Here is a 13,419-nt window from a genome sequence, read left to right as displayed (position 1 = left end):
CCGGCCCTACCTGCCGGGGCGTCGGGGAGCCGACCGGCCTCACCGGGCCGGCTACGCACGGCCGGAACCGCCCTGCGGCTGCCGTAGGCTGACCGTCCGTGGACCGGTCCCAGCCCTGCGGTGATCCGGTGAGCGATTTCCCGGCATACGGCACACGGATCCTGAGAGCGGCGCCCGATGACAGAGACAGCACCCCGGGCCCTGCCCGACTCCCCATGTGCCGGCCCGGCGGCCTGGCCCCAGCCCAGCCGGCCGGACCGGATGCGCAGTCTGCTGGATGCCGTGATGAGCCTTGGGCGGGGCCTGGAACTGCCCGAGGTGCTCCGCGGGATCGTGGAGGCCGCGGTGACCCTGACCGACGCGGAGTACGGGGCGCTCGGCATCGTCGGGGACGGGCAGAAGCTGCTGGAGTTCCTGCCGGTCGGCATATCGGAGCAGCTCGCCGCCGTGATCGGCCAGACACCGTGCGGGCGCGGGATCCTCGGTGAGCTGATCCAGCACCCGGAACCGCTTCGGCTCACCGATCTCAGCAGTCATCCGCGCAGCTTCGGTTTTCCGCCCCACCATCCCCCGATGCGCACCTTCCTCGGGGTGCCGGTGCGGGTGCGGGACGAGGTGTTCGGCAATCTCTACCTCACCGAGAAGCGGGGCGGGGTGAGCTTCGACGCCGACGACGAGGCGGTGCTGACCACTCTGTCGATCGCGGCCGGGGTCGCCATCGACAACGCCCGCATGTACGACGAGAGCCGTCGCCGGGAGCGGCGGCTGGAGGCGCTGGGCGAGATCACCCGAACCCTGCTCTCGGGGACGGACGCCGACGAGGTCCTGCACCTGATCGCCGAGCGGGCGATGGAGGTGGCGGGGGCCGACCGGGCTGCGATCCTGCTGCCGACACCCCCCGCACCCCGCTCCGGGGCGTCGGAGGCCTCCGGGGCCGAGGCACGTCTGACCGTTGCCGTCGCCCACGGCAGGGACTCCGAGTGCGTCAAGGGGCTGTCCGTACCCGCGCGGGGTTCACTGGCCGGACTCGCCGCCCGTACCGGGACCCCGGTGCACTGTGCCGATGTGCGTACCGATCCCCGGGCCCACCCGTTCGGCGACGGTACCGAGGACGATCTGGGTCCGGTGGTGACGGTGCCGTTGCGGGTCGACGCGGAGACCAGGGGCGCCCTGCGCCTGGGACGGCCGGAGGACCGCCCACCGTTCGACGACACCGAGGTCGCCCTCGTCTCGGGCTTCGCCGACCAGGCGGCCATCGCCCTGGAACTGGCCCGCAGGCGGGCCGAGTCCGAGGAACTCGCCGTCATGCACGACCGGGACCGGATCGCCCGCGATCTGCACGATCTGGCGATCCAGCGTCTCTTCGCGACCGGGATGACCCTGCAGAGCACCACGCGTGCCATCGCGGACCGGCCGGACGCGGCCGAGCGGGTCAGCCGGGCGGTGGACGATCTGGACACCACGATCCGGATCATCCGATCCACCATCTTCGATCTGCGGACGGCGGACGGTCCGGACCGCGGCGGGCTGCGGCACCGGATGGCGGAGACCGTTCGCACAGCGGCCCACGCCCTCGGTTTCCGGCCCTCCCTACGGATCGACGGGCCGGTGGACACCACGGTCCCGGACGAGCTGGCCGAACATGTGGTGGCGGTCGCCGCCGAGGCGGTGTCCAACGCCTCCCGCCATGCCCGTGCCACGCGTATCGGCATCGTGCTGTCGGCCGACGACGCGGTGACCCTGACCGTCACCGACAACGGCATCGGAATCCGGACCCGGGACGGTGCCACGGCCGCGGCCGGGACAGGGGCCGCGGCCGAGCGCCCCGGAGGGCTGGCCAACATGCGTACACGGGCGGAACTGTGCGGTGGCACCCTGGCCGTCGAACGGCCGGCGGACGGCGGCACCCGGATCATCTGGCGTGCACCGCTCCACGACTGACGCCCGGGACCGGCCTCCGAGTACCCGTCAGCCTCTCGGGGCCCGGGGCCGACCCTGGCGGTCCTTGACCCGGCCGACGAGCATCGCGGCCTGGATCCGGCGGCCCACGCCCAGTTTGGCGAGGATCGAGGAGATGCGGTTCTTGACGGTCTTCTCGGCCAGGAAGAGGCGTTCCGCGATCTCGCGGTTGGTGAGTCCCTCGCCGATGAGATCGAGGATCTGCCGTTCCCTGGGCGTGAGTCCGTCCAGTTCCGATCCCTCCGACGCCTCGGCAGAGGGCCGCTCGGTGCCCCGCAGCCGCTCCATCACGCGGGCGGTCGTCCGCGGATCGAGCATCGAGGTGCCCGACGCGACCCTGCGTACGGCGGTGATCAGATCGGCTCCGTTGATCTGCTTGAGCACGTACCCCGCGGCGCCCGCCATGATGGCGTCGAACAGCGCCTCGTCGTCGTCGAACGACGTCAGCATCAGGCAGGCAAGTTCGGGCATCAGCGCGCGCAGCTCCCGGCACACCTCGATGCCGGCGTGATCACCGCCCCGGTCGTCGCCGAGGCGTACGTCCAGCACGGCGACCTGCGGTCTGCTGGCCGGTACCCGGGCCAGCGCCTCCCGGGCGTCGGATGCCTCGCCGACGACCTCGATGTCGTCCTCGGCCTCCAGCAGATCGCGTACGCCGCGCCGGACGACCTCGTGGTCGTCGAGGATGAAGACGCGGACGGGGGCCGCGGACCGGGGCGATTCCGTGCTCGTCGGGGTCGTGTTCCGGGGGGTGTTCGCGAACTCATTCACCACATGCTCGATCGGTTCGGGGAGAGGGCCGGAAACAGTATGTGCCCGTCCGCGGGGCTGTTCCCGCCGGGGTCCGACAGCACGGAAAACGGTGCCCGAACAGGGCCGAAAGGCCCTGTGGCCAGGGGCCGGTCAGCGGGTGGAGCGCGGTGCCATACTGACGCCGCCAAGATCGACCGGGCCCCTTCCTTCCCGGCCACCCCACTGTGCTGCAACGAGGAGCAACCGGCCCATGAACACCCCGAGCGAGGACTACCACGCACTGCTCGCACGGCATGACGCGATGCGGCTTCGGCGACGCATCCTGGCCCCGTCCGGCAGCCGTGCCGGGGAGTGGAGCGCAAAGGCCCCGCAGGCGTACGACGGAACGGCCGACCAGCTGCTGATCGGCGACTCGCTGCTCCTGGTGAACCCGCTGGATGAGCTGATCGCCGAGCTGTACCGGACCCTGTTCGAGCGGCACCCGTATCTGCGGTCGCTGTTCCCCGAGTCGATGGCCTTCCAACAGGCCCATCTCGCCGGGATCTTCCGCTATCTGATCGGGAATCTGCACCGTACGGACGAAATGATCCGCGTCTTCGGACAGTTGGGGCGCGATCACCGCAAGCTCGGTGTGCGCCCCGCGCACTTCGAGGCCTTCGAGGCGGCGCTGATCGAGGCGCTGCGCGTGCGCGCGGGCGCCAGGTGGACCCACGCGCTGGAACAGGCCTGGCTGCGGATGCTGCGGCTGGCCGTCTCGGCGATGGTCAGGGGCGCGGACGAGGCGATCGCCGAACCGCCCAGCTGGGAGGCGACGGTGACCTCGCACGAACTGCGCACCCCCGATCTCGCGGTACTGCGGGTACGGCCCCATCAGCCCTACGCCTTCGAGGCCGGGCAGTACACGTACCTGGAGTCGCCGCTGCTGGAGCAGGCCTGGCGTCCGTACTACCTGGCCCGCGCCCCGCATCCGGACGGTGAACTGGAGTTTCACGTACGGGCCCGGGGTGCCGACGGGGTGAGCGATGCTCTGGTGCACGGTACGCGGGAGGGCGGCGCCGTCCGGCTCAGCGCCCCGCGCGGCGCACTGGCCCTGCCGGATCACCTTCCGGCCGCGGACCTCTTGCTGATTGCCTCCGGTACGGGCTGGGCCCCGATGAAGGCGCTGCTCCAGCGGATCGACGACGACCGCTCCCGCGCACACCGGGTACGGCTGCTGCTGGGTCCCGTAGGGGAGACGGCGACGGCCGGGGAGGTGTACGACGCGGCGTATCTGGAGGCGTCGAGGCGCAAGCGCCCCTGGCTGACCGTCATCGCAGCCGACGCGGCGAACACCCGCTTCGCGGGTGCCGGGCTGCGGGCCCTGAACGGAATACTGCCCCCGCGGCCCGGGGCCGCCGCCCGGCAGCACGCCTTTCTGGCCCTGGCCCCCGAGGCCGTCACGACCGGGCAGGCGCAGGCCGTCGCCGCTCGGCTGGCCGCCGCCGGAGTACCGGCCGAGCAGATCCGTCATGACGCCACCGGCCTGGTCGCGGTCACAGAAATGTCTGCCAGTACGACCAGAACCGGATTGCTATCAGCATGACGATGGCCAGACACCAGGTCACCGGCACCACGAGGGGGAACTCCAGCACCGCCGCGACCAGGAAGCGCGGCGCGGGCAGGACGCCGTGGCGAAGATTGTGCACCGTGGTGTGCCAGAACATGAAGACGGTGGCCACCCACACGAGCACGCACCACAGACAGAGTGCGCCGATCTCGAACAACGCCTGGGTCATCAGCCACATGCAGAAGCCGGCACCGAACAGCGTGCCCAGGTTCAGTCCCCACCAGTACCAGCGCCGGTAGCGCGCACCCGCGAGCAGGCCCGCGCCGGTCCCCAGCACCGTCCCGAAGGCGACCAGCCCGATGAGCGGGTTGGGAAAGCCGAAAGCCGACGCCTGCTCGCTGCGCATCACGCTGGTGCAGGACACCACGGGGCTCAGCGAGCAGGCGGGCACGAAGCCGGGGTCGGCGAGCAGTTCGAACTTGTCGATCGTGATGACGAACGAGCCGAGCAGCCCGAGCGCGGCGGTGACGACCAGCACCCACCCGAACTCCCGCCGCGCCCCGGCGCATTCCCGTTCGCCAGCCTCGGGACCTTCAGCCACCTTCCCCGCACCGCGCTCCGACAGCTTCATGCCTGCCCCCGTACGGAACCGTCCGGCCAGACGACCTCCACCCGGATTCCTCGCGCACGTGCGAAGGCGACCAGGTGCGCGGTGGCGTCCCGGCCGTCCGACGGCGATCCGTCCCACACAGCGAGCACGGTCCGACAGGTCGCCACCAGTCGTTCATCGGCGCCGACACATGCGTCGCGGTCGGCCGGATCGAAGGGCAGCAGCCGTACCTGTTCGGCCAGGACCAGCAGTTCGCCCGCGGCCGACCGGTCCCGCTCGGGCAGCACGGCGGGGACCGCGCCCTGCGCCGGCAGCAGCACCGTCAGCTTCCGCCCGGCCTCCCGGGCGGCCCGCCCGAACACCAACGGCAGCCCCGCGCCGACCCGTACAAGGGCGGCGGCGCCTTCCGCCAAGCGGTCCAGCCGCGCTCTCAGTTCGGCTTCCACCAGCTCCAGGGTTCTGTTGCCGATGTCCCTGTGCCCGACTACTGCGATCACCATGTTTCCCTCCTCGCGCACCCGCGGCGTGCGATGCATCGCAGTGAACCCCTCGGAGGCCGTGCACCACCAGGGCCGATCGGCCCTGCCGAACTGCCGGAGCCGCCGCCTCCGATGCCCGAGCTACCGGAGCCGGAGCGAGAGCCGAACCGGAGCCCGTGCGCCTCGCGTCCGGTGATCGACTTGGGGACGCCGGCCGGTTCGGTGCCGCGAGCGCACACCTCGACAGCCCTGGCGATGGCGGCGTTGAGCTTCTTGCGCTGGTGGCAGCCCCCTAACTCCTCCCCCTCAGACCGTCCAGCACCAAGTCCGTCAAGCGCTCCGGCAGGTCCGGCTCGATCGGGCGGTGGCCGAGCAGAGAGCGGGTCTGGAGCGGGGAGCAGAGCAGTTCCAGCGCCAGGGCCGCGTCCGTGCCCGCCGGGAGTTCCCCGCGTTCGACGGCCCGGCTGACGATCGCGCCGGCCTGGTCGAGGCGGGACTCCCAGAAGGTCCGCCAAGCTTCGGCGAGGTCCGGGTCGTCGGAGCTGAGCGATGCCGCCCGGGCAACGGAGCGGCCGGTCGGGGTGGCCAGGTACTCGGCCAGCGCGCGGGCGAAGGCGGCCAGGTCGGTGCGGACGGCTCCGGTGTCGGGGACGGGGATGCCCTCGTCACTCCCGGCCAGCATGGCGTCCAGCACGAGCCTCTCTCGGCTGCCCCAACGCCGGTACACCGTGGTCTCGTTGACCCCGGCACGGGCCGCGACCTCGGCGATGCTGAGCCGGGCGATGCCCTCCTCGGCCAGCACCTCCATGGCGGCTGCCAGAACGGCCTGGCGGACGCGTGTGGCGCGGCCTCCCGGGCGGCGGCGGATCGGCTCCGGTTCTTCCTCAGTCATGTGTCGATCACCTCGACCATCACTTTAACGCAGGGTGGCTTGCGTTAAGTGCTGCCCAGGTGCATAGTCGCTAACGCAAGAGTTCCTGCTTTAAGTACAGGAGGCGTCACCATGCCCTTCACCTGGCCCCTGGACCCCCAGGACCTGTTCGTCGAGCGTTACCCGCAGATGACCCTCGGCCTCCCCGTCGACGAGGTGGACGCGGTCCGCGCCGCCGTCACCGAGATGTGGCCCGACCGGCCCGGCGGCTGGGTGTACGAGTGGTCCGCCCTCGCCGCCCGGCACGCCGAGGCCGGGCGCCACCGCCTGGCCGCGCAGGCGTACGGCTGGGCCAAGTTCCCCTCACTGGCCGACGACCCGAAGCGCACCGCGCTCGCCCGCCAGATCGAGCAGCACACCCTCGCCGCCCCCGGCTTCCCGGTGGAGTTCGAGCGCCGCACGCTCACCGTCCCGTACCGCGGCGGCGAGGCCACCCTGCCGATCCACCTGACAGCCGCCCCCGGCCTCCCCGCCGACGCGCCGGTCGTGCTGGCCAGCGGCGGGGTGGACTCCTGGAAGACCGACCTGCACGGCATGTGGGAGCAGCTCGCGCTCGCGCTGCCGGTACGGCTGCTGCTGTTCGACATCGTCGGCACCGGCGAGACCGCCCACCTCCCGATGACCCCGGACGGCGGGGCCGAGGTGATTGCCGGACTGGTCTCCTTCGCCCGCACGATCGGCAACGGAAAGGTCGGCCACTTCGGCATCTCGATGGGCGGTTACTACTCCGCCCGGACCGGACTGACCGGGGCGGTGGACGCCTCTGTGGTGCTCGGCGGCCCGGTGGAACGCTCCTTCGCTCCGGACCGCGGCTTCGCCTTCGGCATGGACGGCATCGTCGGCAACGCCCTCGGCTTCGACGCCATGCCGAGCACGGCCGAGCGCGAGGAGGCCTTCGCGGCCTTCGACCTGCGCCCGCTGCTGGACCAGGACGCCAATGGGCCGATGCTGGTGGTCAACGGCACCGAGGACGTCCACGTCCCACTGGACGACACCCTGGTGTTCGAAGGCCGCCGGGACACCCGGGTCGAACTGATCCCGGACACCGGCCACTGCGCCATCTCGCGCTTCGGCGAGGCGATGTCCTTGATCGCCCCCTGGCTGAAGGAAACACTGATCGGCTGATCCGACGGCCCTGCCGCGACACGGAGCCGTCAACCCGCGTCGATGCAGGTCTGGGGCAGGTCTTCGGCGGGGGCATCGTCGGCAAGGCCGGCCGGTGCATGGACCCCGCCGAGCCGGACCCCGGGTGAGTCGGACCGGAGTTCGTCGACGGCCTGGGAGAAGCGCCGGCTGAGAGGGGGGTGCCGCACCCGAGAATCTTGCCCGAGCGGCTCGACGCGATGTAGCAGCTTCGGAGGAGCCCGGCCGCTCCGCGCCCGAGGATCACGCACTCGGGCGCTCCTGCGGCGGCTCGAGCACGAAGGCCCACCTGGCCGACGACAGCCGGGCCCGGCCCGTCCATCCATGCCACCGCCGGCCAGGCCGGCGAGCGGGTGGCGGGCCGGCGTGCAGGCGCAGCATGCCGAGGCTCTCGCAGGCGGGTCGTGCCGATGACAGAGGCGGCCGATCTCACCGGCCGCCGTCTGCCTTCGCCCGTCCGGCGACGATCGGCGGAGTCGTCGCGGATGTCACTCGGCACGTCCCTCGCCCCCGGAAAACGTCCTGCTCTCTCCGTCCGCGGCGGTTCGGCGGCCGTCGTGATCTCAACTCGGCGGAACCGCCCCGTGACCGAGAAGATTCCGTGCCGTGAACCCCAGCAGCCTGCGCGCGGCCGAGGTGTCGACCGGCGCCGTGCGACCCGGCAGCGGGCGCCGCAGCACGGTGGTGGGGTGGTAGCGGCGCAGCAGTTCCTCCGTCGGGTGGGGCACGATGATCTCCGGGGCACAGAGGTGGACCGTGTGCGCCGCAGGGCCGGGTACGTCCAGGGCCAGCAGCGCGGCCCTCGCCGCGTCATGGACCTCCAGGTACGTCCACAGATCCCTTGCTCCCGCGGCCGGGTCGGCCGTGAGCCGGGCGGCGTGCGCGAGCAGCCGTTCCTCGAAGCCGCCCACGTACGGATAACGCAGGCACACCACACTCATCCCGTGCCGCCGCGCCATCATCTGCGCTGTCAGCTCGTCGACCTGTTTGGAGAGGCCGTAGGGATCGGCCACCTGGGAGGCCATCGCCTCGTCGACCGGTGCGTACGGCGGATGCGGATCCTCGACGTCCGTCCAGGGCAGGCCCGTGACACCCCAGGAACTCGCCACCGCCGCATGCCGGATCCCGGCCCGGCCGGCCTCCTCCAGGACGGTGAAGGTGGAGAGGCTGTTGCCCGCGAAGACCTCGAACGCGGTGTTGCGTGCGGGAGTCGGGATCGCCGCCAGATGGATGACCGCGTCGGCGCCCTCCAGAGCCGCCCGCACGGTCTTCGCGTCGGCGGCGTCACCGGTCACGACCAGGCGCGCCGCGAGATCACCGGGGTCGTCGAGGACCAGGGCGTTCACTTCGATCCCGCGCTCGGCGAGCAGCGCGAGGACCGCACGCCCGATCCGTCCGGCGGCCCCGGTGACCATCACTCTTGCGGCCATCCAGTCACTCTCCTGCGTCGGTGCTGCTACTCGTATGCGCGCACGGCGACGATGTGCGCCGACGCCGCTCCGTTGGTGGCTTCGACGACGACCCGGATCGCCGATGTGGTGACCGGTTCCGCCGGCGTGTGCGTCTCGCGCCGCCGCCGATTCTGCGCCGCACGGGCGATGACGCGCCAGGTGCCTTCAGTATCCAGTGCCTCGACGCGGTAGTCGCGAAGGAGGGTGGGGAGGGTGTCGAAGGGCGTGCGGTGGTGGTGCAGGTTGATCAGGTCCTCGTTGACGTCGTCGTCGGCGATGACCTCGATCCGGCCCAGGGCGACCGGTTCGGGCCAGGCCAGTTCGAGCCAGGGGGAAGGGTCGTCCGCCAGTGGTGCGGAGACCCACATGTGCGGTCCCGCGTACGGGCGGGCATAGCCGTCGGTGGTCTTGGCGGGGGAGTAGGCCGCGGTCTCTCCCGTACGGAAGCAGAATGTGCGGCGCAGCAGTCCCGTGTCCGTCCACTCGCGCAGCGGCTGCGGCGATTCGTCCGACGGGCGCAGCGGGACGCGTGTGAGGCACAGGACGCCGGGGGTCGGACGGTCGGAGCGGTGCAGGGCGAGGGCGTCGTTGGCGCGGACGACCAGGAAGGCGTTGCGCGGGGTTTCGGGAGACCAGTCCAGGCCCGTTTTGAGCCACTGCCGGGCACCGGCGGCGACCGGGACGGTGACGGAGGTGACGAGGCGGCGCGGGACGTAGTTCTGGCCGAGTTCGGGATCGTACAGATCGATCACGATCTCGGTGTCGCGGTCGGCGTCGATGAGCAGCTCCACCCCGGAGAGATCCGGGTCCGCGGGCAGGACGAGTCCGGCGTCCGCCGCGAGCGGCCACAGCTCGTCGGAGTCCTCGACCGCCAGGCCGCTCAAGGTGGACGACGCGGTGGCCGTCGACCGCAGGGCCAGGTCCTCCGGGTCCGTCGATGCGAGGCCGATGAGCGAGGCGTCCTGGCGCAGCAGCGCCCTGTGTAGTTCGGGTACGGGGAGTTCGCGCGGGGTGACATCCCCGGTGGCGCAGAGTGCCGCCGCCGTGCCGACCGCCTGGCCGATCGTGGCGCAGGTCGCCATGACGCGGGTCGAGCCGAAGGCGACGTGGCTGGCGGAGATGTTGCGCCCGGCGAAGAGCAGGTTGGTCGTGTTCACCGAGTACAGGCTGCGGTAGGGGATGTGGTAGATCCCGTCCGCGTAGCGCTGCTTGGCGCCGTCCCCGTCGGAGTACATGCCCTTCGGTGGATGCAGGTCGATGGACCAGCCGCCGAACGCGACCCGGTCGTCGAACTCGGTCTGGCCGAGGATGTCGCCCTGGTGCAGGACGTAGTCGCCGAGGAAGCGGCGGTACTCGCGCTTGCCGGGGACCGAGCCCACCCACTCCAGGGTCATGTTGGCGGCGTCGAACTCGCCGGAGTTCTTGATGTGGTCCCAGATGCCGTGGATGACCGCCCACAGCTCGTCGCGGATGCGTTCGTTGTCGTGGACGGTGTCGAGCTCGCCGCCGAACTCGATCCACCAGTACGCGCATCCGTTGTCACCGGACTTGATGATGCGGCGCTGCGGGATGGTGGTTCGGGTGATGTCCTTGGCGAAGTTCGGCGGCACGAACTTGACCGGGTGACCGGCGTCCTTCGTGTAGAAGAGGAGGGTCGATCCCAGGGTGATGTCGTCGGCCGTCTCCGGAGCCCATGACTCGTCGTACTCGGCGCGCGATTCCCGGCCGATGCGGTGGTGGGCGCCGGCCAGGTGGCCGATCAGGCCGTCTCCCGTGCAGTCGAGGAAGAGGGGGCTCTCGAAACGTATCCGCCGCTCCGAGCCCATCATCCAGCCGGTGACCGAGGTGATCCGCCGGGCCTCGTCCGGGCCCTCGGCGTCGACCTCGCGCACATCGGTGTTGAGGTAGAGCGTGATGCCGGGCTCGGCGCGCACGGCGTCCAGGACCACGGCGTCCCAGTAGTAGGGGTTGCCGTCCGGGTTGCGGAACTGGTTCTCCACGAGCAACTCGCCCATGATGCCGCCCTCGCGGGCATGGTGATTCTTGCCGTGGCCGGTCGCGCCGCACACCCAGACCCGGACCTCGCTGCTCGCGTTGCCACCGAGCACCGGCCGGTTGTTGATGAGTGCCACGGTACGGCCCAGCCGGGCGGCGGCTATCGCCGCGCAGACCCCGGCCAGGCCGCCGCCGACGACGGTGATGTCGTGCCGTGCGGTTTCATTCCTCATGTCGTACGTCACTTACTTCCAGTCGGGATTGGCGGCGAGGCCGTAGTAGATGCGCGGGGCACCGTCGAGGGTGAGGGTGACCTTGCCGTTGGAGGCTTTCAGGGAGCGCTCCTGGCCGATGCAGTTGAGCTCCCGCACCGTGCCGTCGACCGTCCCCGCGTGGGCCACGACCGGGGTCCTGGTCGTCCAGGTGTCGATCCAGGGCTCGGGCGACGCGAACCAAGGGTCCTCGCCGTGCTCGGAGTTGAGGATGTATCCGTCCTTGCGGCTCCAGATGACCGACACAGGTCCGCCGGGAGTGGTGAAGAGGAGTCCCTTGATGTCCTGGTCCGCGAAGGCGAGATGCCGGACGAACTCGGCCTCGTCCAGGACCCGGGCGGCGGTCGCGAACGCGAGGAGCGAGGGCTTGGCGCTGGTGTCGCGGTTCATCAGGCCGTAGTGGTACTCGGGGTTGGCCGGGTCGGCCTCCTGCGGGTGGTAGAGCACCGAGTCGTGCAGCTGGTACCAGTTGACGGCGCGTACGTTCTCGGACTTGGCGAGCGCGAGCGTGAGCAGTGTGTTCTCGGCGGCGTGCCGGTAGGTGTCGCTCCACCACGCGTTGGGCCGGGTCGGCGCGTACGCCTCGGTGAGCCACAGCTCCTTGTCGCCGCCGTACTCCTGAAGGACCTGGTTCGCCTTGCGCAGCGCGCCGAGGAAGTTCCAGTACGTGCCGGACGATCCTTGCGTCCACTCCTCGGACGGCGGCGCGAAGTCGGGCGTGAAGTTGCCGCGACCGGGGTGGAAGGCGAAGGCGTCGATGAGGTCCCAGCCGCCCGCGGCACGGAAGTTCTCGGTCCATACGTAGTCCATGCCGCCGAGGCCGGCGTTCATGACCTTCATCCGCGAGCCCGCCGCGTCGAGGCGCGTGGTGACCTGGCGCAGACCGTCCCGGACATAGGCGTCGGCGCCGCGGCCCGACATCCAGGGCTGGTTGACCTCGTTGCTCACCTCGAAGTACGCGGCCTCGGCGTCCAGGGCCTTGGCGACATTCGTGTCGGCCCAGGCCGCGATCTGCTCCGGACTGCCGCCCACGGGGATGCCGCTCAGCTCCACGTTGTGCCCGATGCCGTTCGCGTCCAGGGTCGCGGTGTCGATGCCCGGGGCGCCCGCGTAGGCGATGCGGATCCACTTGATGCCGAGCGTCCTGACCAGCCCGAGTACGGCGTCCTTGTCGGGTTCGAGCAGCCAGGGGTAGTTGGCGAGGCCGAACATCGACTCCTTGCCCGCCTTGTACGCGAACTCCGGGAGCACGCTCAGATTCGTGCGGGCCAGCGCACTGTCATTGCCGCTGACCACCTCCACCCCGGTGAACACGATGTTCTGCGAGGGCGCTTTCATAGGAAAGGAGGCGTTCCAGGCGGCGCCCGCCGCGAGGCTCCTGCAGAGCGTTCCTCCGGCGATCCTCCTGCCGCCGAAGTCCCGTGCCCACCAGGTGAGCGTCACCTTCCGGTCCGTGGCGGAGCCGTTGACGACCTGCGCCTTGAGCGTCATCGTCTGCCCGGCTGCCTTGTAGAGGTTGAACGGCTGGTCGGTCCACACCTCCACACTGAGCGGGCGCTCGGCGGCGAGCGCTCCCGCCGCGCGCGGCCGCAGATCGCCGAGGACCAGATCGGCCTCGGTGACCGCGGTGCCCGCGCCGGTCGAGGTGCCGGGGGAGTGGACCCATGTGGCGTTCGTGTTCGCTGGGTTGGTGGACGGGAGGCAGAAGAAGCCCTTCGATTCCGGCCACGTCTCCACGTACGCGCCGCCCGCGTTCACCTCGTACGGAATGCCGCCCCGGGCGTCCTTCTCCCAGACGGTCAGTGCTTCGTACGACTCCGCCGCGCTCGCTCCGTACACCGTGCGGGAGAACATGAAGCCGGCCGGTGTGAGCGTGCCGGCGCCGCCGACCTCCCACTTCATGTGTGCCTTGCGAGGGGTGACGTCGAAGGTGCCGCGCACCGTGACTCCGGACGCGCCGCTCCCCATCGTGTACGTGACCTGGATCGCGGGCCGCCCGTCCGGGAGCGTGATCCGGGCGGGGGTGCCGCCGAAGGTGCGCTGCTGGCCGAGCGCGGTGTCCTTGATCATGAAGTGGCTGAGCAGGATGCGGTCGGTGCCCGCGCCGTCCCGCACGAGGACGCTGCCGTCGCCACGGCCGACCAGGGTGATGCCGTCGGCCTCGATGGTGACCGGCTCCGCGGCGTACGCGGGAACGGTCGGCAACAGTGCGGCGCCGGTGGCGACGGCCGTGCCCTGGATGAATCTGCGCCGGGCGACTGACATGGAGGTGCCCTTCTC

11 protein-coding genes are annotated in these 13,419 nt (G+C 71.0%); 3 read left to right on the top strand and 8 right to left on the bottom strand.

The window, feature by feature from the left end; all coding sequences use genetic code 11:
* The first annotated feature begins 261 nt into the window (after positions 1 to 261).
* Entirely contained in the window at positions 262 to 1,941 is a 1,680-nt protein-coding gene (locus tag OHA19_RS02695; protein ID WP_405753199.1) for a GAF domain-containing protein, read from the top strand.
* A gap of 27 nt (positions 1,942 to 1,968) precedes the next feature.
* On the opposite strand, the gene OHA19_RS02690 is transcribed toward OHA19_RS02695, so the two are convergent.
* Positions 1,969 to 2,646 (bottom strand): response regulator, encoded by a 678-nt coding sequence (locus tag OHA19_RS02690; RefSeq protein ID WP_405722110.1) that lies wholly within the window; start codon positions 2,644 to 2,646, stop codon positions 1,969 to 1,971.
* Between the two features lie 316 nt (positions 2,647 to 2,962).
* On the opposite strand from OHA19_RS02690, the gene OHA19_RS02685 reads away from it, so the two are divergent.
* The gene (locus OHA19_RS02685; protein WP_405720335.1) at positions 2,963 to 4,294 is read left to right on the top strand and encodes a globin domain-containing protein; all 1,332 of its coding nucleotides are present in this window, start codon (positions 2,963 to 2,965) and stop codon (positions 4,292 to 4,294) included.
* Here OHA19_RS02685 and OHA19_RS02680 read toward each other — a convergent pair.
* The 3 genes from OHA19_RS02680 to OHA19_RS02670 all read right to left on the bottom strand — a co-directional run bounded on the left by OHA19_RS02680 (position 4,245) and on the right by OHA19_RS02670 (position 6,239).
* Positions 4,245 to 4,889 (bottom strand): vitamin K epoxide reductase family protein, encoded by a 645-nt coding sequence (locus OHA19_RS02680; protein WP_405749263.1) that lies wholly within the window; start codon positions 4,887 to 4,889, stop codon positions 4,245 to 4,247. The two genes, OHA19_RS02685 and OHA19_RS02680, sit on opposite strands and share 50 nt — an antisense overlap.
* A complete protein-coding gene (locus OHA19_RS02675) occupies positions 4,886 to 5,365 on the bottom strand; it encodes a hypothetical protein (RefSeq protein WP_405722113.1) in 480 nt (159 codons plus the stop codon). The genes OHA19_RS02680 and OHA19_RS02675 overlap by 4 nt, the downstream gene beginning before the upstream one ends.
* 274 nt (positions 5,366 to 5,639) lie before the next feature.
* Positions 5,640 to 6,239 (bottom strand): TetR/AcrR family transcriptional regulator, encoded by a 600-nt coding sequence (locus OHA19_RS02670; RefSeq protein ID WP_405720339.1) that lies wholly within the window; start codon positions 6,237 to 6,239, stop codon positions 5,640 to 5,642.
* A 111-nt stretch (positions 6,240 to 6,350) separates the two neighbouring features.
* On the opposite strand from OHA19_RS02670, the gene OHA19_RS02665 reads away from it, so the two are divergent.
* The gene (locus OHA19_RS02665) at positions 6,351 to 7,403 is read left to right on the top strand and encodes an alpha/beta hydrolase (RefSeq protein WP_405749260.1); all 1,053 of its coding nucleotides are present in this window, start codon (positions 6,351 to 6,353) and stop codon (positions 7,401 to 7,403) included.
* A gap of 29 nt (positions 7,404 to 7,432) precedes the next feature.
* Here OHA19_RS02665 and OHA19_RS02660 read toward each other — a convergent pair whose 3' ends face one another.
* From OHA19_RS02660 to OHA19_RS02645, 4 genes are all read right to left on the bottom strand, one after another.
* Positions 7,433 to 7,591, bottom strand: coding sequence for a hypothetical protein (locus OHA19_RS02660; RefSeq protein WP_405749257.1), 159 nt, complete (start codon positions 7,589 to 7,591; stop codon positions 7,433 to 7,435).
* Positions 7,592 to 7,984: 393 nt separating this feature from the next.
* Positions 7,985 to 8,851 (bottom strand): NAD-dependent epimerase/dehydratase family protein, encoded by an 867-nt coding sequence (locus OHA19_RS02655; protein WP_405720345.1) that lies wholly within the window; start codon positions 8,849 to 8,851, stop codon positions 7,985 to 7,987.
* A gap of 26 nt (positions 8,852 to 8,877) precedes the next feature.
* Positions 8,878 to 11,100, bottom strand: a complete 2,223-nt coding sequence (locus tag OHA19_RS02650; RefSeq protein WP_405720347.1) for an FAD-dependent oxidoreductase — start codon at positions 11,098 to 11,100, stop codon at positions 8,878 to 8,880.
* 12 nt (positions 11,101 to 11,112) lie between these two features.
* Positions 11,113 to 13,404, bottom strand: coding sequence for a hypothetical protein (locus tag OHA19_RS02645; RefSeq protein WP_405720349.1), 2,292 nt, complete (start codon positions 13,402 to 13,404; stop codon positions 11,113 to 11,115).
* Between the last annotated feature and the right edge of the window lie 15 nt (positions 13,405 to 13,419).

The sequence above is a fragment of the Streptomyces sp. NBC_00012 genome, assembly GCF_045040875.1.
In the GTDB taxonomy this organism is placed as follows: Bacteria; Actinomycetota; Actinomycetes; order Streptomycetales; family Streptomycetaceae; genus Streptomyces.
The sequence above is the reverse complement of the archived record's forward strand: the minus strand, read 5'-3'. Positions and strand labels throughout refer to the sequence as shown.

Excerpts from the sequence above, each read along its gene's own strand:
- OHA19_RS02695 (WP_405753199.1), top strand. The coding sequence starts at position 262 with ATGCGCAGTCTGCTGGATGCCGTGATGAGCCTTGGGCGGGGCCTGGAA.
- OHA19_RS02685 (WP_405720335.1), top strand. The coding sequence starts at position 2,963 with ATGAACACCCCGAGCGAGGACTACCACGCACTGCTCGCACGGCATGAC.
- OHA19_RS02680 (WP_405749263.1), bottom strand. The coding sequence starts at position 4,889 with ATGAAGCTGTCGGAGCGCGGTGCGGGGAAGGTGGCTGAAGGTCCCGAG.
- OHA19_RS02670 (WP_405720339.1), bottom strand. The coding sequence starts at position 6,239 with ATGACTGAGGAAGAACCGGAGCCGATCCGCCGCCGCCCGGGAGGCCGC.
- OHA19_RS02665 (WP_405749260.1), top strand. The coding sequence starts at position 6,351 with ATGCCCTTCACCTGGCCCCTGGACCCCCAGGACCTGTTCGTCGAGCGT.
- OHA19_RS02655 (WP_405720345.1), bottom strand. The coding sequence starts at position 8,851 with ATGGCCGCAAGAGTGATGGTCACCGGGGCCGCCGGACGGATCGGGCGT.
- OHA19_RS02650 (WP_405720347.1), bottom strand. The coding sequence starts at position 11,100 with ATGAGGAATGAAACCGCACGGCACGACATCACCGTCGTCGGCGGCGGC.
- OHA19_RS02645 (WP_405720349.1), bottom strand. The coding sequence starts at position 13,404 with ATGTCAGTCGCCCGGCGCAGATTCATCCAGGGCACGGCCGTCGCCACC.